This window comes from Rhodocytophaga aerolata (assembly GCF_030503435.1).
GTDB classification, from domain to species: Bacteria; Bacteroidota; Bacteroidia; order Cytophagales; family 172606-1; genus Rhodocytophaga; species Rhodocytophaga aerolata.
This window is the reverse complement of sequence record NZ_JAUKPO010000004.1, coordinates 126,053-144,665: the sequence shown is the minus strand read 5'-3', so window position 1 is coordinate 144,665 and position 18,613 is coordinate 126,053. Positions and strand designations below refer to the sequence as shown.

At 40.8% G+C, this 18,613-nt stretch carries 23 protein-coding genes; 17 read left to right on the top strand and 6 right to left on the bottom strand.

The window, feature by feature from the left end:
- Nucleotides 1-19 precede the first annotated feature (19 nt).
- Both Q0590_RS09455 and Q0590_RS09450 read left to right on the top strand, forming a co-directional pair.
- Entirely contained in the window at nucleotides 20-637 is a 618-nt protein-coding gene (locus Q0590_RS09455) for a hypothetical protein (protein ID WP_302037277.1), read from the top strand.
- Nucleotides 637-1,107, top strand: coding sequence for a hypothetical protein (locus Q0590_RS09450; protein ID WP_302037276.1), 471 nt, complete (start codon nucleotides 637-639; stop codon nucleotides 1,105-1,107). Before Q0590_RS09455 ends, Q0590_RS09450 begins: the two co-directional genes overlap by 1 nt.
- A gap of 177 nt (nucleotides 1,108-1,284) precedes the next feature.
- Here the strand turns inward: Q0590_RS09450 and Q0590_RS09445 are convergent, their stop codons facing one another.
- Nucleotides 1,285-2,067 carry a hypothetical protein gene (locus Q0590_RS09445; RefSeq protein WP_302037275.1) on the bottom strand — a complete coding sequence of 261 codons (783 nt, stop codon included), beginning with the start codon at nucleotides 2,065-2,067 and terminating at the stop codon, nucleotides 1,285-1,287.
- A gap of 622 nt (nucleotides 2,068-2,689) precedes the next feature.
- Between Q0590_RS09445 and Q0590_RS09440 the strand changes: the two genes are divergently transcribed.
- From Q0590_RS09440 to Q0590_RS09415, 6 genes are all read left to right on the top strand, one after another.
- Entirely contained in the window at nucleotides 2,690-3,715 is a 1,026-nt protein-coding gene (locus Q0590_RS09440) for a sensor histidine kinase (RefSeq protein ID WP_302037274.1), read from the top strand.
- Complete coding sequence (locus tag Q0590_RS09435) at nucleotides 3,712-4,458, top strand: LytR/AlgR family response regulator transcription factor (protein ID WP_302037273.1); 747 nt, start codon at nucleotides 3,712-3,714, stop codon at nucleotides 4,456-4,458. The genes Q0590_RS09440 and Q0590_RS09435 overlap by 4 nt, the downstream gene beginning before the upstream one ends.
- A gap of 107 nt (nucleotides 4,459-4,565) precedes the next feature.
- On the top strand, nucleotides 4,566-5,348 hold the full coding sequence (locus Q0590_RS09430) for an acyl-CoA desaturase (protein ID WP_302037272.1): 783 nt from the start codon (nucleotides 4,566-4,568) through the stop codon (nucleotides 5,346-5,348).
- Nucleotides 5,349-5,782: 434 nt separating this feature from the next.
- The gene (locus Q0590_RS09425) at nucleotides 5,783-6,001 is read left to right on the top strand and encodes a hypothetical protein (RefSeq protein WP_302037271.1); all 219 of its coding nucleotides are present in this window, start codon (nucleotides 5,783-5,785) and stop codon (nucleotides 5,999-6,001) included.
- A gap of 237 nt (nucleotides 6,002-6,238) precedes the next feature.
- Entirely contained in the window at nucleotides 6,239-6,679 is a 441-nt protein-coding gene (locus Q0590_RS09420; RefSeq protein ID WP_302037270.1) for a PRC-barrel domain-containing protein, read from the top strand.
- A 104-nt stretch (nucleotides 6,680-6,783) separates the two neighbouring features.
- Nucleotides 6,784-7,155 (top strand): hypothetical protein, encoded by a 372-nt coding sequence (locus Q0590_RS09415; protein WP_302037269.1) that lies wholly within the window; start codon nucleotides 6,784-6,786, stop codon nucleotides 7,153-7,155.
- A gap of 164 nt (nucleotides 7,156-7,319) precedes the next feature.
- Here Q0590_RS09415 and Q0590_RS09410 read toward each other — a convergent pair whose 3' ends face one another.
- On the bottom strand, nucleotides 7,320-7,532 hold the full coding sequence (locus tag Q0590_RS09410) for a hypothetical protein (protein ID WP_302037268.1): 213 nt from the start codon (nucleotides 7,530-7,532) through the stop codon (nucleotides 7,320-7,322).
- 145 nt (nucleotides 7,533-7,677) lie between these two features.
- On the opposite strand from Q0590_RS09410, the gene Q0590_RS09405 reads away from it, so the two are divergent.
- Nucleotides 7,678-7,890 carry a hypothetical protein gene (locus Q0590_RS09405; protein WP_302037267.1) on the top strand — a complete coding sequence of 71 codons (213 nt, stop codon included), beginning with the start codon at nucleotides 7,678-7,680 and terminating at the stop codon, nucleotides 7,888-7,890.
- Nucleotides 7,891-8,345: 455 nt separating this feature from the next.
- On the top strand, nucleotides 8,346-9,308 hold the full coding sequence (locus Q0590_RS09400) for a bifunctional helix-turn-helix transcriptional regulator/GNAT family N-acetyltransferase (RefSeq protein ID WP_302037266.1): 963 nt from the start codon (nucleotides 8,346-8,348) through the stop codon (nucleotides 9,306-9,308).
- A gap of 303 nt (nucleotides 9,309-9,611) precedes the next feature.
- On the opposite strand, the gene Q0590_RS09395 is transcribed toward Q0590_RS09400, so the two are convergent.
- On the bottom strand, nucleotides 9,612-9,806 hold the full coding sequence (locus Q0590_RS09395; RefSeq protein WP_302037265.1) for a cold-shock protein: 195 nt from the start codon (nucleotides 9,804-9,806) through the stop codon (nucleotides 9,612-9,614).
- A 591-nt stretch (nucleotides 9,807-10,397) separates the two neighbouring features.
- Here Q0590_RS09395 and Q0590_RS09390 point away from each other — a divergent pair.
- Complete coding sequence (locus Q0590_RS09390) at nucleotides 10,398-10,913, top strand: hypothetical protein (protein WP_302037264.1); 516 nt, start codon at nucleotides 10,398-10,400, stop codon at nucleotides 10,911-10,913.
- Between the two features lie 121 nt (nucleotides 10,914-11,034).
- Nucleotides 11,035-11,445: a RidA family protein gene (locus Q0590_RS09385; RefSeq protein WP_302037263.1), complete on the top strand. Its 411-nt coding sequence runs from the start codon at nucleotides 11,035-11,037 to the stop codon at nucleotides 11,443-11,445.
- 187 nt (nucleotides 11,446-11,632) lie between these two features.
- Here the strand turns inward: Q0590_RS09385 and Q0590_RS09380 are convergent, their stop codons facing one another.
- Nucleotides 11,633-12,163: an NAD(P)H-dependent oxidoreductase gene (locus Q0590_RS09380; protein ID WP_302037262.1), complete on the bottom strand. Its 531-nt coding sequence runs from the start codon at nucleotides 12,161-12,163 to the stop codon at nucleotides 11,633-11,635.
- Nucleotides 12,164-12,263: 100 nt separating this feature from the next.
- Between Q0590_RS09380 and Q0590_RS09375 the strand changes: the two genes are divergently transcribed.
- The 5 genes from Q0590_RS09375 to Q0590_RS09355 all read left to right on the top strand — a co-directional run bounded on the left by Q0590_RS09375 (nucleotide 12,264) and on the right by Q0590_RS09355 (nucleotide 15,472).
- The gene (locus tag Q0590_RS09375) at nucleotides 12,264-12,620 is read left to right on the top strand and encodes a winged helix-turn-helix transcriptional regulator (protein WP_302037261.1); all 357 of its coding nucleotides are present in this window, start codon (nucleotides 12,264-12,266) and stop codon (nucleotides 12,618-12,620) included.
- A 120-nt stretch (nucleotides 12,621-12,740) separates the two neighbouring features.
- Nucleotides 12,741-13,133, top strand: a complete 393-nt coding sequence (locus tag Q0590_RS09370; protein ID WP_302037260.1) for an Imm10 family immunity protein — start codon at nucleotides 12,741-12,743, stop codon at nucleotides 13,131-13,133.
- Nucleotides 13,134-13,179: 46 nt separating this feature from the next.
- A complete protein-coding gene (locus Q0590_RS09365; protein ID WP_302037259.1) occupies nucleotides 13,180-13,749 on the top strand; it encodes a Riean_0653 family protein in 570 nt (189 codons plus the stop codon).
- Between the two features lie 212 nt (nucleotides 13,750-13,961).
- Nucleotides 13,962-14,405, top strand: coding sequence for a SpoIIE family protein phosphatase (locus Q0590_RS09360; RefSeq protein ID WP_366970385.1), 444 nt, complete (start codon nucleotides 13,962-13,964; stop codon nucleotides 14,403-14,405).
- 206 nt (nucleotides 14,406-14,611) lie between these two features.
- A complete protein-coding gene (locus tag Q0590_RS09355) occupies nucleotides 14,612-15,472 on the top strand; it encodes a coiled-coil domain-containing protein (protein WP_302037258.1) in 861 nt (286 codons plus the stop codon).
- 73 nt (nucleotides 15,473-15,545) lie between these two features.
- Here the strand turns inward: Q0590_RS09355 and Q0590_RS09350 are convergent, their stop codons facing one another.
- On the bottom strand, nucleotides 15,546-18,224 hold the full coding sequence (locus Q0590_RS09350; RefSeq protein WP_302037257.1) for an ABC transporter permease: 2,679 nt from the start codon (nucleotides 18,222-18,224) through the stop codon (nucleotides 15,546-15,548).
- On the bottom strand, nucleotides 18,221-18,559 hold the full coding sequence (locus Q0590_RS09345) for a PadR family transcriptional regulator (protein WP_302037256.1): 339 nt from the start codon (nucleotides 18,557-18,559) through the stop codon (nucleotides 18,221-18,223). Before Q0590_RS09345 ends, Q0590_RS09350 begins: the two co-directional genes overlap by 4 nt.
- Nucleotides 18,560-18,613 lie beyond the last annotated feature (54 nt).

Below are 18,613 nucleotides of genomic sequence, written 5' to 3'. Positions count from 1 at the left end.
TCTATTTAAATCCCCAAGTATGAAAAAATATATCATTTTGGTAGCCGGGTATGATTATGCCAACGGCGGTGTCGATTTCTCCTACATTGCCGACAAACGAAGGTTGCACCTGCTCAGGCAAAATCCTGCCTGGCAGAATGATACCGAGGTTGTTTTTGTACGGTTTGATGTAAAAACCGGCAAAATCGAGCGCAATGTATCGAATGGATCTATGCGTTCGTGGCAGGTGGAATCTAGTGCTTTTCAGGCAATCAACAGGCGCATCCATTACCAAAGCGAACATTTCATTCCTGCCGAAACTACCGTCATGTCTATTACCGATGCGTACCAGTATATTATCAATATTGGAAATTCGGAGCCAGGTACCGTGCAGGAGTTTAGTATTCTGGGACATGGATGGTTTGGAGGCCCGGTGCTAGTCAACTCCTTTCAGCGGAGTGAGTTTAGTTCTGGGGGTGCCCGCCCTTCTGAAAGAGATCCCTGGGACAAAGATGGACGAACAAAAGATTTTTTTGCCCAGAACATGAGCGATGCCGACTGGGATAACTTCAAAAAAGCCTTTGTTACAGATGGCTATTGCTGGGTATGGGGCTGTATTTTCGCAAGAGCTTATTACAATACACGTTGTATAAAGTGATGCAAACAGGTGCCTTCCGCAGCAAGTCATTTGGTAGCCATGCGGATACCGATATGTTCACCATTTCAGTGAATGCTTCCTTTGTCAGCAGTTACTACTATGCCGACCGGACTTTTTTCCCCGCCAATAATAACGAAATGACTTTTACCCGGTCGCTGCTGGATCTGAAGAAGTTCTTCAAAAGAGGAATGCGGCGTTCCTATCCCGGCAGATTCACCGGAGATACCGGCATCACGTGCAGGGCGGCTTACCTGGGGACGTATTCTGATTATGAACGAAGCCATGCGGGACATAACCCCGTGCATTCGGTGATGGTTATTCCCAGGAATACCAGCGCTTACGGAACTGATTTTACCCGTACCATTAATTTTTTTAAAACGTACCTGAATATGCCGGAAGATCCTGAAAACAGAGGATATGGCATGTATACCAGCACGCAAGTGAATCAGTGGTGGAGCGAACCAACGTAAGCTGAACTCACAAATGTCGAAGGCCTGAAAGTATATACAGCCATAGAAATATGCTCTGGACTGTACAAGCTACTAGGGGGAGTAAGACAAGAATAGCCATCCTAAAAAGAAGCAGGCCTGACGTTGCTAAACATCAGACCTGTTGCTATCATAAATTGACCCTTATCGTGTATTTCCTTATTGAGAAGCGACGCCATTTTCTGCAATCTCGAGCTCTTCTATAGTGAGGTTATTCGCTTTGGCAATGGCCCGTTCCCGTTCTGTATCCCGGATGATGATGGATAGATCCAGCGCAGCAAAATTATTTTTCCGGCCAATGGTGGTTTTGCCCAATTTGTCGAAGTCTCCGTTAATATCGGTAAAACTTTGCACCCAGGTCATGAGGGGTTTGTCATCTACTTCACCTAAGAATTTTCCGAAAATGGCAGCTACCGAAAACAAGGTATTAGATAACTGGTCTACAGCATTGGCATTTTTTATGGTTTCTTTCATGGTAGTTACCAGATCACCAAATTCCTTGTCGTTCTTCACATCGGCAAGTACCCTGGCCACATCCCGCAAAGCCTGCTTGCTCTTGACAACCGATACTAGAATGTGTATCTGCGAAGGGCTTTCGTTGTCATCATTTTTCTTAAAGAAATAAATCGTTTTGTCTACGGGCAGATCTTCATTGTCTCCTACTTTGGCAAAGCTCTTTAGATCCAACGTTTGCACAATGTTTCCCTGGTCGCTTACCACGGTAACAATAAGATAGAGTTTGGCAAACCCGGGAAAAAACAGCACTGGCTTAGTCTTGTTTTCGATGATGAACGCCCGCGACAAACGCACCTCAATACCGCTTATATTTTTGGAACTTGATATTCCTTTTGAAATGCCTTTGGGTACCTCTCTGGGTACATTACCTAGGGCAAACTTTTCGACAAAAGCATCTTCTTTGATTGTTTCTAGTGTTAAAGCCATAGTTTTAGATATAGTTAGGGTGATTGACTTTTGCAGGTGAACTACAATTGGTTTATGTGACACACCGCTAACCAGTGGGCCAATAAAAATAGAGGAATACCTTCTCCAGACGAGCCAAAAACGAATTGCGGTAAAATTTTTTAGAAGCCGTTTATTTTCCGGATTCTATGCAGGGAGTAAACATACCCTTTCAAATAAACAAGTAATCGTCAGGAGAATTTTACAAGCTTTTAAATCACAGAACCAGTTAAGGTTTTCTGTTAGAGTAACTTAGGTACTAATGCAAGATATTATAATCAGTACATAAAGACAATACGTGTAAGCAGGTATTTATTAACTGTTTTTTGATACATGCCAGGTGCTGTCCGCAATACTGTTTATGAGAAAATGGCTGAAAGGTCAACCGGAAAGTAGAACGATTTTATACTGTCTGATGCATCCTTGTCCTTTGAAGCGAACAACAGTAGTGTGTTTGTACCGTAACCATGTTAACGTTAAGCAGTAGTGTTTTATCCTGGCAACGCCTCTTCAGGTATCGTAGCTGCTTTCGGTTTTAATTATAGTATATTTGCAAAAAAAGATACAATCCTCTATAAGGATTTGTAGCTATTCTACTTTCAAGGTGGCAGAACGCTTTACGTATACCTTTCGTATTAAATGGACTTCGCTGCTAGGCGCACTTTCTTTTGGTATAGTGGTTCCTACCTTTTTTATTCCCTTAGAACTTGGGTCTGTGGCCCATTTGCTTTCTATTCTGGTAGCTACTCTGACAAGTTATGTAATCTGGGAGGGAAGCAAACTAATTCAGGCACTGGTGCTTTATTTTTTTCCCTGGGAGAAGAGCATTATTAAACACCTGGTGTATGAAATAGCCTGGATATTTGTGTTTTCTTCGGTGATGCTCATTATAGGTATTCTCACCTATGGCTATTTGGTTTCGGCCGTCAATATTACTGTTGGGGTAATCTTGCAAAACATCTTTGTGTCGTTCCTGCTTGCCCTTTTATTCATCGCCTTTAACGAAGGTGCTTTTTTGTTCACTAAATGGAAACAGTCGCTGTTGGAGCAGGAAAAGCTTCGTCAGGAAAATCTGGTGGCGAAGGTAGAAAGCCTGAAAAAACAACTGGACCCTCATTTTTTATTTAATAGCCTGAGTGTGTTGAGTGGTGTAGTTTACAAAGATCCTGAACTTGCCGATCAGTATATTACCAAACTTGCGCAGGTGTACCGCTATGTGCTGGAGCATAACGATGAAAAGCAGGTTGAACTAACCAAAGAGCTTACGGTAGTGAAAGCCTATTGCTTTTTGCTGAATGTACGGTTTTACAACCAGGTGGTTTTAGATGTGCAAGTGCCTGAAACTTCTTTTTACATACTCCCAATGTCTATACAGCTGCTGGTAGAAAATGCAGTGAAACACAACCGCATCTCACAGCATCACCCATTGATCTTGCGTATCTATTGTACAGATACTGTTTTATGGGTAGAAAATAGCTTATATTTAAAAGAAGTAAAAGAAGAATCTACCGGTATTGGCCTTAAAAACCTGGAAGCCCGGTATAAATATGTTACTGGTAAACCCATATTTATAGAACATACCAATGGGGTATTTAAAGTAGGTTTACCAAAGATTCTGGAACAGCCATGAAAATAGTAATTATCGAAGATGAATTTTTCTCTGCCGAGAAATTAACGCTTCAGCTTCATAAAATAGATGCAAGCATAGAAATACTGGCCGTTCTCACTTCAGTGGAAAGCTGCTTGCACTGGTTTCGGAACAATCCGGAGCCAGACCTTATTTTCTCTGACATCCAGCTGGAGGATAAAGAAAGCTTTGAGTTGTTCCACCAGTTGCCTATTGAAGCCCCCATCATTTATACTACTGCCTATAACCAGTATGCCATACAGGCTTTTAAGCAAAACAGTGTCGATTATCTGCTCAAACCAATTGACATAGATGAACTCCGGGCAGCCCTGAAAAAATATGAATACCAGACCTACCGGATGCTCAAAAAAAGCCACCTGACCAGGCCTGAGAAGCCCAGAGAAGACTATAAAGAACGGTTTTTAGTAAAAAAAGGCAGCGGCCTGACTGTCATCAAAATCAATGAAATTGCCTATTTTAAGAGTGAGCAAAAACTCAGCTTCCTGGTTACCTTCGACAATGTAAAATACGCTATTGAACCCACCCTGGATCAGCTTACCGAGCAGATTGATCCGAAGAAGTTTAACCGCATCAGCCGCAGCCGGCTTATTTCGCTAGACTCCATCAAAAAAATACATCCGCATTTTAACGGCCGGCTAAAGCTGGAATTACACCCGGCCGAAGAGGAAGAAGTGTTTGTGAGCCGCGAAAGGGTTCAGGCTTTTAAAGACTGGCTTAATTCCTGATGCAGCCCAGCCAGAAAATTTTGCAAGTCATCTGCTATATTCTACCAGTCGTCTGATTTCACTCGATTAGCTTATGGATATGCGGCATATTTGTAAGAAAAAAACGTATGACAGCTATATTGATCTTCTTTGTCCTTCACTGGTACGGCTCCTTATTCTTCCAGACCTTCTTCTTGCACCGCTATGCGGCACATAAGGCCTTTACGATGTCGCCAACCTGGGAAAAGATTTTCTATGTATTAACCTTTATTTTCCAAGGTTCCAACTATTTAAGCGCCTATGGCTATGGGGTAATGCACCGCATGCACCATGCATTTGCCGATACCGAGGAAGATCCGCATTCACCTAAATACAGCACTGGTATTTTTGATATGATGTGGAAAACAAAGACTTTTTATTCTGCCATCCGCAGAAGAACAGCTGTGGTAGACCCTAAGTTTACAGTGAATGTTCCGGATTGGAAAGCCTTTGATGATTTTGCCTCACAAGGATGGGTTAGACTTGTATGGGGAGCCTTGTATACCTTGTTTTATATTTACTTTGCTCCTTCCTGGATATGGTTTTTATTATTACCTGTTCATTTTCTGATGTCTCCAATACATGGGGCTATTATTAACTGGTTTGCCCACAAAATTGGCTATATCACCTTCAAAGTAAAAGATACTTCCAGAAATTTAATGCCGGTGGATGTATTTATGATGGGTGAAGGATTTCACAACAACCATCATACCTATGGAAACCGGGCTAATTTTGCCTTTAAATGGTATGAGATAGATCCTACCTACCAGGTTATTAAATTGTTGAATCTGATAGGCATTATCCAGTTACCTAAAGAAAAAGCCGCCGCCAAAGTATTTTTGAAAAAGAAAGAAATGGCCAATGTTTCTTAACTAGAAAGTATATATGTAAAAAAGGCTGATACCTTAAAGGTTGTCAGCCTTTTTCTTTTTCTACCGGAAAAAACGAATCATAAACTATCGTAAAATGAAACCATACTGGTAAATTTCATAGAGGTACACTTGGTTTAGTAATGCATCCTTTCAGAACTAGAGCCCCTTGGAAAAAAATACGTAGCCAGCTGTAGCTGATTCCTGGAATAGATAGGTATCCGTGCACTAGGCTAGTTGTATTGCTGTAGGAAGAAGCGCAAAGGAATGACTCTACTTTTATAACCCGGCCAGGTAAATTATCACGATAACTTACGAAAAAATGAGTACCTTTAACAAATAGCTATTTTTGGTAAAGCATCCTGTCCGCCTTACTTACCAAATCTACTTAGTAAAGGTGATCTCACCAGATTTTCTTTCCTACATTTCAACCAGACATGATGAGAATTTCCATTGAAAGAAAATCAGTAAAAGTGTATCCAGATACAAAGCAGGTGATTGCCCGCTTTTTTTTTAAGGGGGATGAACGGGCAACTCATGGTATTGGGCATGTCTTGAGCCTTAATGAGCAAGAAGTATTCAGCACCATTTCACCTATTCTGCAAGAGTATTCCAAAAAGCACCGGAATGTTACTAAGTTGCTAAACAGGCACTAGATATTAAGAAAAAGCCAATGAGCTTCCAACCAGTTCTAGTGGTTTCTTTCAGATGGCCATATTTCTTATAAAAGCGTTAAAGATATAGAGACGTACACCAGAATTTTAGCCATCTAACAATTCTTAACAGCAGGTCAGCCATTTCTCTTATACGTTGTTTCATTACCTATTCCTTTTATCAATGGTTGTATAATAAGTTGAGCTGGAAATAGGACTAACCAAAAACAAATTACTACTATGAATGAGCAATCACAGGATTTATCGGCTAGCAATATGAGCGGCCAGAATCAAGAAGGAAGTAATGCTAACTGGCCGGTAAAAACGCTTACGGCCACCTCCATGATCGGAGATGGGATAGAAAACCTGCAAGGAGAACACCTGGGCAAAATTAAAGATCTGATGGTAGACCTGGAGAGTGGATCTATTACCTATGTTGTTATAGAATATGGAGGTTTTTTAGGAATGGGAGAAAAATTATTTGCCCTTCCTTTAAAAGCCCTAAAGTTAGATCAGGTGAACCGCAAATTTACGCTGAATATAGACCGGGCGCTCTTTGAAAAAGCCCCAGGATTTGATAAACATCATTGGCCTGCCACCAATAGCCATGAGTATTTTCAGGAAGTAGGTTCTTACTGGGGATCATTTATGGGGGCTAACACTGGTGGAAAAGCCTATTGATTCCTTCTCAGAAAAAGGGTAATTCCAGGTTGCCTGAACGTAGTTTCAGATAATACTTTTGGAAAAGGCTTGGTGTGCAATTATTGGCAATACAGCCATTAGTCATGGAAAGTATCAGTCAGCGACAAAAACAGATAAATCATTTTAATAATTATATGGGCAAAACCTCACTTACCGAATTAAAAATACTTTTAGACCAGGTCAACGACTTGTCTATAGCTGATGATAAGGCCAAAGCACTGGAATCTTATATTGAGCAGTCTATTGAGATAATTTCAAAAATGAGCAGCCCCAAAGATGATTTTTTTGAGGGGAGAAAAAGGGTAGCCTTAGATGATCTGCAAAACCAATCTTCCAGGCATCTGAAAGGGTATTGGCTTGAGAAAGATAAAATTGAAAAGATATCAGAATTCAGCCGGGCCCGAAGTGAAGCAAGCCATGCGATTAACAGTATTTTAGTCAGTTTTAATAGGTAAGCAGTTTTATCGGCTTATTTATCTGTGTCTATTCTTGCTTTATGGGCTTTTTTAGCTTTCAGAGCCATCTTAGATTCCTTTTCAACATTTGACGCACTTTGCTTAGCCAGCTAGCTTTATTAACTTCCATTTTGTAGTCGTGTTGCATGTTTCCGGCATCCGCCTCAGATTCCGGTCCACATCACTTTTCTGGGTTCTGTTTGGATGGTTTCACTTTCTACTACTTCGGTTTTAAGCCCATCTGCATTCTGTTCATTAGCTTCTTTGGCATACTGTTTTTGGCGGTTTATTCCTATGGAACCAGTTTGTGCATACTGACGGACACAAAGTCTATAAATGGAGCTTACGAGGACTATAATAATGGATTTGATAATCATAGTTTTTCCCAATTAGAGGCAGGATATAAGTAGCACATTATTGATTTAGTATTGGAATGATACATTACCTTGTCTGTTAGTTAGTCAGTACACAGGGGCCAATAGGGTGTTTGTCAAAAAAAAGACGTATCTTGAGAAAAAAGCTATGGGGAATTATATAGAATTAATCAAAAACCTTCCGGAAGACAATCAGACTCTTAGTGAATTAAAAGATACCTTCAATAAAGATGCTCAGGAAATGAACCTGAACTGGCCTAAGTTATCTATGGAGCGAAGAAGAGAGTTGTGTAGTAAGATGAGTGCTACGCAAGTGCAAATAACCGCTTTAAAAACGGAAGAAAAGACCCCTACTACCTAGGGGTCTTTTCTTTTAATTCTGTACAGTAACCTAATGGCCTCCTCCTTAACTGATTTATCTAAAAAGTAGGTAAGCTTTAGGTTGGGCTTCCAGCGTTTTTAACAGGGAAGTTGTTTAAACTTATTTGAAATGTTATTAAGGTTATGACTAAACTAGATGATGTTGAGCCTATCATCTTACTTTTTTGTCATTGCCACAGGGCAAAACGCACGTTTTGAGCCAGCCCAGTGCCTTGAGTAACAAAATAGGTCTAGGAAAAATAATGCTTCTTCCCTGCATTCCCAACACACTCTCGCTATTTTTCCGGGCCTACGCTCTTTATTTAATAGTATTCAGAAAAGTTTAAACAGGTTCATGGTATGCGAAAAAATCTGAACTTTTAAATAGGAAAATATTTGACTAATAAAATCAGTTTTATATATTTACATAACTAGTTATATAATTAATTATGTAATATGAATTTCTTTTCTAAAACAGGCAAAATGGCCCTTGGCAGCCGCTTACGTTTATTGACTGCCAAAATAACGGATGACGCAGCTCAAATATATGCGTTATACCAAGTAGAGCTTTCCCCAAAGTGGTTTCCGGTATTTTATATTCTTTCGGAGGAGGGAGAAAAAACCATTACAGAAATTGCCCAGGCAATCGGACATTCCCAGCCTTCGGTCAGCAAAATTATTAAAGAAATGACGGTAGCCGGACTAGTCAAAGAAAACCTGGAATCGCCAGATAAACGAAGAAATAGTGTTTTACTGACTCAAAAAGGTAAGGAACTTTCAGAAAAAATTAAAGTACAATACCTAGATGTGGATGCCGCCATAGAAAACATTATCTCCGAAGCCACGCACAACTTATGGGAAGCAATGGCAGAATGGGAGTTCCTGCTGGAACAAAAGTCGTTGCTACGAAGAGTGCAGGAACAAAAGAAAATGCGTGAGAGTAAAGAAGTGCAAATTGTGGAGTATGAAGCTCACCATCAATCCAAATTTAAATCCCTCAATGAAGAATGGATTTCTACGTATTTTGAAATGGAAGAAGCCGACTACAAAGCCTTAGATAATCCCAAAGAATATATTTTAGATAGAGGCGGAAAAATATTTGTCGCACTCTACAAAAATGAGCCTGTTGGTGTTTGTGCACTTATCAAAATGAATGACCCTACGTATGCGTACGAACTGGCTAAAATGGCGGTATCACCCAAAGCACAAGGTAAAAACATTGGCTGGTTGCTCGGTCAGGCGGTTATCAATGCAGCAAAGGAGCTGGGATCATCCAAACTGTATCTGGAAAGCAATACGATTCTCAAACCTGCCATCAACCTCTACCACAAACTAGGTTTTCAGAAAATTGCCGGACGCATCACGCCTTACAAACGCTGTAATATTCAGATGGAGGTAGACTTAAACGCTTCCAGGTAGGGTATAAAAAGCAGATACCAGGTAGACCATCATACATTCCCTAGCCCAAAGCTTCTGTTAGGATGTTCATCTGGAAGCCGAAGGTTGATAAGAGGTAGTAGTTGTTGTATGTACAAGTTTTGCTTGCCTAAAGCTGCATGAACTTAGGAGGCTGAGACCAAATGGTATAAGATGAGATCAACAAGATGTCGCCAAGACTTTTGGGCCAAGGTTTCTGTACTGACAGCCGCAAGCCAAGCGCAGCCTACGTTAGTTACTAGGCTGAAGTAGCCAATGCGGCTGTCAGGTTTCTTATTTGTACAGTTACCTTACTTTTTTTACATTCACTGCATTCATTCCTTTGGGACCACGTTCTGCTTCATAGCTCACCCGGTCATTTTCTCTAATCTCATCTTTCACTGCTGACATGTGCACAAACAGATCATCTCCTCCATCTTCAGGTTTAATGAAGCCGAAGCCTTTTGAAGTATTAAAAAATTTTACGATACCAAATGCCATACATTTTTAGGTTAGGGTTAAAAGCTAAAGATAGTATTCTTTTCACTAGAAGAAAATTTTATTTTGCTTGCTGCTCATTGTAATCTTGGAAGCCGACAGCTGAATGATGGATTAGTAAGGCCAGGATGAGTATTTTCACAGATATGTCATGTAAAAAATAAGTAAAACTACCGGCATGGCATTAGAATAAAAAGCCATTACATGTAGAGGGCTTACGCCTGTGTAAAGGTAGCCATGGGGCTTGTTGCTGGTTTTATTTCTCTCGTATAGCGTATCAGCAGCCGGGTCAGAACTCAGGTAGGGCTAGCACAGCGCATTCGTCGATAATTGTATGTAAAACACCTTCTTCTCAGCGTATCTTACTAGTATGATGCACATACTATTTTAGCAGTCCCGACAAACTATATTTTATTCCGTTAATTAATTAACCAGGGAAAAAATTAGTGATAGTGGTGGTAAAATACCAGCCATCCATCAACCCTGTATAGCGCATATTTCTTTATATTTGAATATACCAGCTATGTATATCCAATCTCCGGCTGCCTTTAGCGGCTGGTCTATTGGTAGCTATTAGAATAAATACAAAATGTTATGAAAACCATCTATATGACAATGTGTATAGTCTTAATTACTATACTACCGCTCCATGCTCAAGCTACTTTCGAAAAAATTGCAGTAAAAAAAGGCTTTCCCAATCCCGGCTACAAATATGGAGAAGTCTTTTTAAGCCTTCCAGCCATAGCACCGGTGCTGAAAAAAAATGAACAGGCCTACAAGTTGATCAAACCGGCCAAGACTAATTATTCATTAGCCAATTTCTTTGGGTATTTAGGCATAGGTATGGCAATGGCTCCCTTATATTCATTGTTTCCACCGCCTAATACACAACTGAGAGAGGACAATGGCAAGTTAGTGTGGTCGTTTGTTGGTCTTGGCCTTGGTACGTTTGCTGTTGCCATCCCTTTACGAATCAAAGCCCATAAACAAGCCGCAAGAGCTGTAGAGGTATACAACGCAGGTTTAGAAGGCCAATTATATAAGCAGCAACCCTTTGAGTGGAGAGTGGGTACAACAAATAATGGGATTGGTCTATTAATCACCTATTAAAAATAATAGCCACCAAAACCATGCACAGTCGTCAACCGAGCCGCTGACGTAATAGGCTGATCCGGGAGGCTTCGGCTGCGGGTGCATTTGGTCTATTACCTTCAAGCTAAAAAAAGACAAAATGGAGAATAAAAAAGAACACCTGAATCCTGAGGGGCTTTTCAAAAGTCCTGCTTTCTCGCAAGTAGTAACAACACAAGGGAATGGTAAAACCATTTACATTGGTGGACAGAATGCAGTCAATAAAGACTTAGAAATTATTGGAAAAGGTGACTTGTCAAAACAAGTGAAGCAGATTATGTTAAATCTGAACATTGCTCTTAAATCGTGTGGAGCAAATTTTAGCGATTTGGTAAAACTGAATATACACCTCCTCCAAGGTCAAGATGCTAGAAAGGGATTTGAAGCAGCACAAAAGTTTCTTGCTACAGTTTCACATCCACCAATCGTTACTGTTTTATTCGTAGCTGGGCTAGGGCATCCAGACTACCTGGCGGAGATTGATGCAATTGCGTTTGTTTCAGTAAAGTAACTTTACTGCTCGAAAAACACTCAAATCTAAAGATTAAATCAGTAACATAATAAAGCTAGCAGGTAACATCCTGCAAAGGATAACTTTGGCCCAGCTACACAAACCTAAGCTGAATCCAAATGTATACGTAGGTTCATATTACGTTAGGCGACATACTAACCGCCGAAAAAATGCTGGTACCAGATTCTTATAAAGAATTTAAGAAATTCAGATACAGAGGGATACTTCTTTCAATCCATTCGCCCGAAGCATTTAATTCAATCCCATAGTAAGCAAAAAGTGGTTGGTAGTCTGCTCTTACATATTCAAAAGTAAGTTCGAAAGGCCTGGTTAACTCAGCTAAGGTATATTTGTATTTTTCAGATGAACGGTATTCATGTTCATCGGCCCCTGCTGAAATCGCCAAAGCAATTTTCTTTCCCGAAACTTTGTAACCACTTTTACTGCCAAAAGCCCAGCCATAAGTCAAAACTTCATCTAACCATTTCTTAAAGAGGGGAGGACAATTGAACCAATAAAAAGGAAATTGAAATACAATTTTGCTGTATTGCTCAAGTAGTTTTTGTTCTGCCAACACATCAATTCTTTCATCAGGATACACTTCATACAAGGGATGAACAACATACTTGTCAGGGTATTTATTCAGTTCTTCAATCCATCTTTTATTTACAGCCGAACTTTTAATATCGGGATGGATAACAATTACTAGTGTTTTCATGCGGTCAAAATGTAAAAATTTGCTGAGGCAAAAATAAAGTGCATCACCTAAGTTTTGTACATTAGCAACCCATTGTAGGGTACTATAAAAAATGTAAGTAATGTCAGCAGTTAAGGAAACCTCAACAAACTTTGCCAATAAGCAAGCATTAGCCGAGGAATGCCCAGAAGTGTATGCGGCCAACACAATCGGCGGCCAATGGGCTTTAGTGATATGTTCCTGGTTAATGAAGGGAAAACTTAGATTTGGAGAATTGAAAAGGCTTCTGCCCAACATAACCGAAAGAATGCTTACGTTGCAGTTGCGAAAGTTAGAAGCAAAAAAAATTGTGAAACGAACGGTTTATGCAGAAGTTCCGCCACGGGTAGAATACGAATTGACCCCAATTGGCTACGAACTGGAACCTGTTATCAAACAACTTGAAAAATGGGGTGAGAAACACAAAAACCTAAGGTAACAGAAGTACCTGGCCTACCACCAGGCAATCCGTTAATCGATCCCTTCCAACCGGAAAGCCTTACCACTACGGGACCGGTCTCCGGTTGCCTTTGAATTATCGCTATCGAAGAAAATTTACATGATGCTACAATTTCATGCAGATGCCGTTTCAGCTGAGTACAATGAAAATGGGGTTTTAGTTAATGTTTTTGCTGATTTGCAAGAACGTATAGAGGTAAATCACTACTTTCTGATTCAATGTACGAATGAGGATGACCGACAGAATATTGCATCAAATATAGATACCTACTATATAGAAAGGGATGATCAGGGGTATAGTACCTATGGTGGCATTAAAAAGCTTAGCCTTAGCCCTCATCAGATAAACATTGAATTAGATGAACTAGGGCAAAAAAAGTTGGAAGTGTCAAGAATAACCATTGGCTTTGCTCTTACTAATGAAAAATATATTTATTTAAAGCAGCAGCTAAAGAAAATATTCGACGAAAAGAGATTATCTGTAGAAGCATAAAAAGCTTAGGTATGGGTTAGGTTCATGTCAGCCATCATATAATGTTATGAACGCAAAGTATATACTCTGGATATTTCTGTTATTGCTATCAGGATGCTTTCCGGATGACCCGGATTTAGAATTTACCTTGCCACCCGAGACGCAAGAAGGAAAGAATACAGTTGGTTTTCTGAAGAATGATGAGGTATGGGTCAATTATGGTAAAGACTGTAAATTTATCGGCGGCTGTCAGGAAAGCATAGAAAGTAGTTTTTATACTTACAAAGAGGGAAAAACACTTTTGTTGACAGCGTTGCAGTTGATAAGACGCGACAGAAAACTCGCTGTATCGCAGCATTTCGATATATCGCTTGACAATATTAAAGGCACAGGTGTGTATTTGATAGATGGCACAAGGCCTGATGATAGAGTATCTTTTAGTGATGAAACAAGAAACGTCAATCATTACTATCTGATTGACTCGACTAAAACACCTTTCAACTTATATATAACTAAGATTGATACTATCGCAGACATAGTCTCGGGAAGATTTGAAGGAGTCCTATACCATCACACAAATAAAAAAGATTCCATTATTATCAGAGAAGGACGTTTCGATATAAACATAAAAGAATGAAACGTTGGCTAACATCGACTTTAAACGGACAGCGGCCCATTTTAAATAACAGGCTTACAACCGTGTGACTGGTTGGCTTCCCGAACAGCCTGCGAAAAGATATACGACTTTTTTAAACAGAATCAAGGTGAAAACAGGTAAGCAAGCGGGTAGAAAAGAGCATTCAACAAGCTAATTCTTTCATCTTGCAGGTAGAAGGAGCTTGCCATAAAATGGCATCCACACTTTCGATATTCGTTTGGCCTATAGGGCAGGCTTGCTGTTATCTGGCTAATATAGGCGATTCCCGGATATATAGTTCTTATCAAGGCCAGTTGCAGTTGCTCACCAAAGATGATGCAATTATGTTTAAAGAGAGGGTACTCATGCATGGAGGGGTACGGATAATAGATAAATATATGCTCAGTAAAGTGATAGGGATGAGTAATCTACAAATATCGGTAACAGAAAAGCCTTTGAGAGAAGAAGAAATTATTATATTAGCAACCGATGGGTTTTATGACGCTAGAAAATCTATTTACACACAAACGATGGCCGGACTTAGCTTGCAGCAGCATCTGGAGGAAAGCTTTCAGGAGACAGTAAAAAAGTTTGAAATTTTGCGGGGAGATGATTTCACGGTTGTTATGATAAAGAAACGCAAACACAGCAGATAAGGCCAAAGGTAGTTGGTAAACCAATGTGTCACAGCTAAATGGCACCGCATAGAACAAGGCATAGGTCAGTGCACAGTAGCTTAGCCGAAAGCCAGATAACTTCCCGGACAATTGAATTTTCAACACAGTAATTGGGTCCCAGAGAGCACGCAACAGATTAATTTCACCCTGCAAATTTTAGTAATTTCACAACCGACAGAATACGAATGATCAATAAAATGGAGATAAAAAACATTGAGAAATTTTTCCTCAACACCATATTGATAATTTCAATAGCAGGCGTGTTTTTAGTGCTTATGTCTAATGTGCTGCTATTTCCTGAAGATATCTTGTCTATTTATATTTCCATTGCCATATTAGCTGCATGCATTGTTGCATACATACTCAGGCGTAACTATCCTACGGTAGCCGTATTAACGGTGACTTCGGTTGTTTTGGCAGCTATGAGTTACCAACGTTTAACAATACCAAATACCACCACCACCTTAGCGGTTGTGCTCATTGTAGGTTTTATTTTTTCTATCATGTTAAAAGGGCGAATCATGTGGATAATGCACGGAATCACCTTTATAATTATCAACACCCTATTTCTCCATCATATACAAGATGCCCTTACGGCAGGCATAACGTACTCTGTGTTATATTTCATTCTTACCTATGCAAGCGGAGTATTGAAAGCAAGCTACGATAGAATCCACCAGCATTTGAGAGACACCAATAGCCAACTTAAGGAGAAGGCAAAAGAAATTGAAGCCCAAAACGAAGAGCTACTGCAAATTCAAAACAATCTTAGCGCATTGAACAGAGATCTGGAAAAAATAGTAAATGAACGGACAGCAAAGATTCAGCTTCAAAACGAAATATTGATTAAGTACAGCTATACCAATGCCCATCAGTTAAGAGGTCCGGTAGCACGGCTGCTTGGACTTGCCTCCATCTATAAACTTGAACCAGACACGGACCCAGCCTTTTTTATTGAAAAAATGGTGGATCAAGCCATGGAGATTGATTCGGTAATAAAGCAGATTAACCTTGAGTTAGAATCTAATCATGTAGAATCTAAATAGGGGTGAACCATGACTTTAATAAACCCAATGATATTTTCTCATTCCCTAACGCTAAGTCTGCTAGGATATCGGTTTACTCGTTCCGTAAAGATTTTACCGGATTCATTAAGGCAGATTTTACTGCCTGGTAACTCACGGTCAGAAGTGTGAGTAGTAAAGCTCCAATACAGGTTAAAAATATAATCCAAAGTGAAATTTCTGTATGATAGGCATAGCTGGCTAACCATGTATGCATTATCCCATAACTGATAGGGATGGCTAGTATACAGGCAAGAATCACCAGGGTAACAAACTCTTTTGTTTGCATATGCCAAAGTGTATATACGCTGGCTCCCAGTACTTTTCTGATACCAATTTCTTTGGTACGCTGCTCGGCCACAAAAGAGGCTAAGCCAAATAATCCCAGGCAGGAAATAAATATGGCAAGCAGGGAAAAGACACCTGCCAGTGTACCAATGCGTGCCTCCTGGCTAAATTTATGGGCATATGCTTCGTCTACAAACGTATAGTTGAAAAGGGCAGAGGGAACAATGTTTTTAAAGACCGCTTCTATTTTAGGCAAAGCCTCGCTGGCACTTACTGCCGGATTAATTTTAATATGGAGCAGCGCGTAGGCATCTTCATTCGTAAAGTATATAGCCGGCTGAACTGGCTCATAGGGAGATTCCATTACTATATCTTTTACTACACCAATGATGGTTCTGGTCCATTTGGGCGTACCAAATTCATCCACATCCGTAAGTTTTTGCCCGACCGGATTCTGTAAACCCATGTACTGGACCGCTGCCTGATTTATGATGATGGCATCGGTTGAGTCAGTGGCTAAGGCTGTAGAAAAATCACGTCCGGCCACTAGTTCCCAACCTACTGTTTTTCCATAGTCAGGACTTACATTACATCTGACCAAGGAGGCATCCAGATCGGGATCTTTACCTTGCCATTCATATCCGCCGGTTACATTCCATACTTCTGTCAAGGGAGAGGAAGAAGTGGCTACTGAGGCTACTACGCCGCTCCGGAGCAGTTCGTTCCGCAGGACTTCCTGTTTACTTTTGTAGCCAGGATCACTCATATCTAGGGTAAGTAAACTTTGCCTGTCATACCCAATAGGCCTATTGCGGGCATACTCGATTTGCTGATATACCACCAGCGTACCCATTATTAACATGACAGACACGGTAAACTGAACAACTACCATTACTTTACGAGGCAAGGCAGCCGTACGTCCGTGCTGTATTACCCCTTTTAATACCTTCACTGGCTGAAAAGAAGACAGATAAAAGGCAGGATATAACCCAGCCATACAACCTGTCAGCAGAAGAAACGGAAGCATACATGCCCAGAAAAGAGGCTGACCAAAAGGTAAAGCAATATCCTTATCTGCTAGTTCATTAAACGGATTTTGTACGAGCAGAAGCAGCACTACCGCCACCGAGAAAGCCAGGAGCACTACCAAATACGATTCACTTAAGAATTGCACGATTAACTGTCCTTTCCCGGAGCCAATTGCTTTGCGGACGCCTACTTCCCGGGCACGGGTAGAAGCACGGGCCGTACTTAAGTTGATAAAGTTGATACACGCCAGCAGCAAAACAAAACTTCCAACGATGCCAAACAGCCATACATAGGTAATACGTCCTCCGGCAGGTTTTCCATTTTCAAACTCGGAATATAAATGCCAGCTGCTCATAGGAATGAGTTGCACAAAGGGCTTATTCTTTTCTATCGTGGTGAAAAAATCTTTGGGTACGTATTGGGAATATAAGTCTTTGATAGCTGCATTGGCTGTTTCTATGGGCGTATTAGGTTGTAGTTGTACATACACATTCACTGTCCGGTTGTCCCAGTCAGTAGCACCTTCTTTCATCCACTCCCGGTACGAAACAAGCAGAGGCCAGGGCAAGAAAAGGTGAATGTCGCTGAAATGGTTATTCCTGGGTATATCCTCATAGATGCCTGTTACCGTAACTTCCAGGAGGTTATCTATGCGTAATCGCTTGCCCATGGGATCTTCCTTGCCAAAAATGGTCTCAGCTGTAGATTGTGAAAGTATCACCGAATGAGGGTCATGCAGACTTTGATAATTGCCCTGCAGCATACGTAACGAAAGCATATCCAGGGCATTTTCTTCTATAAACTGTCCTCTCTTACTGAATTTTTTATCTCCTGTGGAAACCGTACACTCCCCGATACCAAAGGCCATGGATACATGTTTGAAATACTGCGCATAGTTATCCTTCAGGGTGGGTCCAACGGGATATTGCAGGGCATACGAACCTTCAATAGTGGAATTTTGCGGATCTGTGCCGCCACCCCAAACCTGAGCTATATCTGGGTAATGTTGGTGGTAGGTATTGTATGACAATTCATCGTAGATCCATAAGCCAATCAGCATAACAACGGTCATGCCCACCGCCAGACCCATAATGTTGATGAAAGAGTAGGCTTTCTGGTGTAAGAGATTCCGCCAGGCAATAGTCAGGTAATTGCGAATCATAGCAGGTGAAAGGAGTAGAGGTTGAGAATAGGAATGGTTGGGTCTGCGCCGCCGGACAAAAGGAGGCAGCACGGAGAACACTGCCAGAATATAACGGATGGTTGCTTTTTGCTTGCCATACTGCCTATACCAGTAAGCATATAGCTCTGCCAGGTCTCCTTCTACTTCTTCCAGAGTAGCAGAAGGGTGCAAGAATTGGAGCATTTTTCCTGCCCACTTTGGTGGCTGAGGTAAGGGTTTGCCTGGAGAAGTCATATGCCTGCTAATTTGATGGTATGTGGAGGTACTTGCTGCCAGAGCTGCTGCCGTAGCTGTTGTATATCGAATATGGCCCTGCTTCCGGCAGGGGTGAGGGTAAATAGCCGCTTGCGCCTGCCGCCTCTTTCTGCCGTAGCTCCGCCCAGGTTCGAATTAACAAAACCTTTCTCCTCCAGCCGGATCAGGGTATTATGGACCGTGCCAAAGGTTACTTGCCTGCCGGTTTGTGTTTCCAGTTCCTGGCTAACGGTAACTCCATAAGCTTCCCCATCCAGAATAGCGACCATTAACAAAACTACTTCTTCAAATTCTCCTAAGTACGTTCTGCGCATATATATATTAGTTTATATTTTGTCGTACAAATAAAATGCCATAAGAATAACTAT

What these genes read in the sequence shown, in the direction of transcription:
- Q0590_RS09455 (WP_302037277.1), top strand. Translation starts at nt 20, where the DNA reads ATGAAAAAATATATCATTTTGGTAGCCGGGTATGATTATGCCAACGGC.
- Q0590_RS09450 (WP_302037276.1), top strand. Translation starts at nt 637, where the DNA reads ATGCAAACAGGTGCCTTCCGCAGCAAGTCATTTGGTAGCCATGCGGAT.
- Q0590_RS09445 (WP_302037275.1), bottom strand. Translation starts at nt 2,067, where the DNA reads ATGGCTTTAACACTAGAAACAATCAAAGAAGATGCTTTTGTCGAAAAG.
- Q0590_RS09435 (WP_302037273.1), top strand. Translation starts at nt 3,712, where the DNA reads ATGAAAATAGTAATTATCGAAGATGAATTTTTCTCTGCCGAGAAATTA.
- Q0590_RS09430 (WP_302037272.1), top strand. Translation starts at nt 4,566, where the DNA reads ATGACAGCTATATTGATCTTCTTTGTCCTTCACTGGTACGGCTCCTTA.
- Q0590_RS09425 (WP_302037271.1), top strand. Translation starts at nt 5,783, where the DNA reads ATGATGAGAATTTCCATTGAAAGAAAATCAGTAAAAGTGTATCCAGAT.
- Q0590_RS09420 (WP_302037270.1), top strand. Translation starts at nt 6,239, where the DNA reads ATGAATGAGCAATCACAGGATTTATCGGCTAGCAATATGAGCGGCCAG.
- Q0590_RS09415 (WP_302037269.1), top strand. Translation starts at nt 6,784, where the DNA reads ATGGAAAGTATCAGTCAGCGACAAAAACAGATAAATCATTTTAATAAT.
- Q0590_RS09410 (WP_302037268.1), bottom strand. Translation starts at nt 7,532, where the DNA reads ATGATTATCAAATCCATTATTATAGTCCTCGTAAGCTCCATTTATAGA.
- Q0590_RS09405 (WP_302037267.1), top strand. Translation starts at nt 7,678, where the DNA reads ATGGGGAATTATATAGAATTAATCAAAAACCTTCCGGAAGACAATCAG.
- Q0590_RS09400 (WP_302037266.1), top strand. Translation starts at nt 8,346, where the DNA reads ATGAATTTCTTTTCTAAAACAGGCAAAATGGCCCTTGGCAGCCGCTTA.
- Q0590_RS09395 (WP_302037265.1), bottom strand. Translation starts at nt 9,806, where the DNA reads ATGGCATTTGGTATCGTAAAATTTTTTAATACTTCAAAAGGCTTCGGC.
- Q0590_RS09390 (WP_302037264.1), top strand. Translation starts at nt 10,398, where the DNA reads ATGAAAACCATCTATATGACAATGTGTATAGTCTTAATTACTATACTA.
- Q0590_RS09385 (WP_302037263.1), top strand. Translation starts at nt 11,035, where the DNA reads ATGGAGAATAAAAAAGAACACCTGAATCCTGAGGGGCTTTTCAAAAGT.
- Q0590_RS09380 (WP_302037262.1), bottom strand. Translation starts at nt 12,163, where the DNA reads ATGAAAACACTAGTAATTGTTATCCATCCCGATATTAAAAGTTCGGCT.
- Q0590_RS09375 (WP_302037261.1), top strand. Translation starts at nt 12,264, where the DNA reads ATGTCAGCAGTTAAGGAAACCTCAACAAACTTTGCCAATAAGCAAGCA.
- Q0590_RS09370 (WP_302037260.1), top strand. Translation starts at nt 12,741, where the DNA reads ATGATGCTACAATTTCATGCAGATGCCGTTTCAGCTGAGTACAATGAA.
- Q0590_RS09365 (WP_302037259.1), top strand. Translation starts at nt 13,180, where the DNA reads ATGAACGCAAAGTATATACTCTGGATATTTCTGTTATTGCTATCAGGA.
- Q0590_RS09360 (WP_366970385.1), top strand. Translation starts at nt 13,962, where the DNA reads ATGGCATCCACACTTTCGATATTCGTTTGGCCTATAGGGCAGGCTTGC.
- Q0590_RS09355 (WP_302037258.1), top strand. Translation starts at nt 14,612, where the DNA reads ATGATCAATAAAATGGAGATAAAAAACATTGAGAAATTTTTCCTCAAC.
- Q0590_RS09350 (WP_302037257.1), bottom strand. Translation starts at nt 18,224, where the DNA reads ATGACTTCTCCAGGCAAACCCTTACCTCAGCCACCAAAGTGGGCAGGA.
- Q0590_RS09345 (WP_302037256.1), bottom strand. Translation starts at nt 18,559, where the DNA reads ATGCGCAGAACGTACTTAGGAGAATTTGAAGAAGTAGTTTTGTTAATG.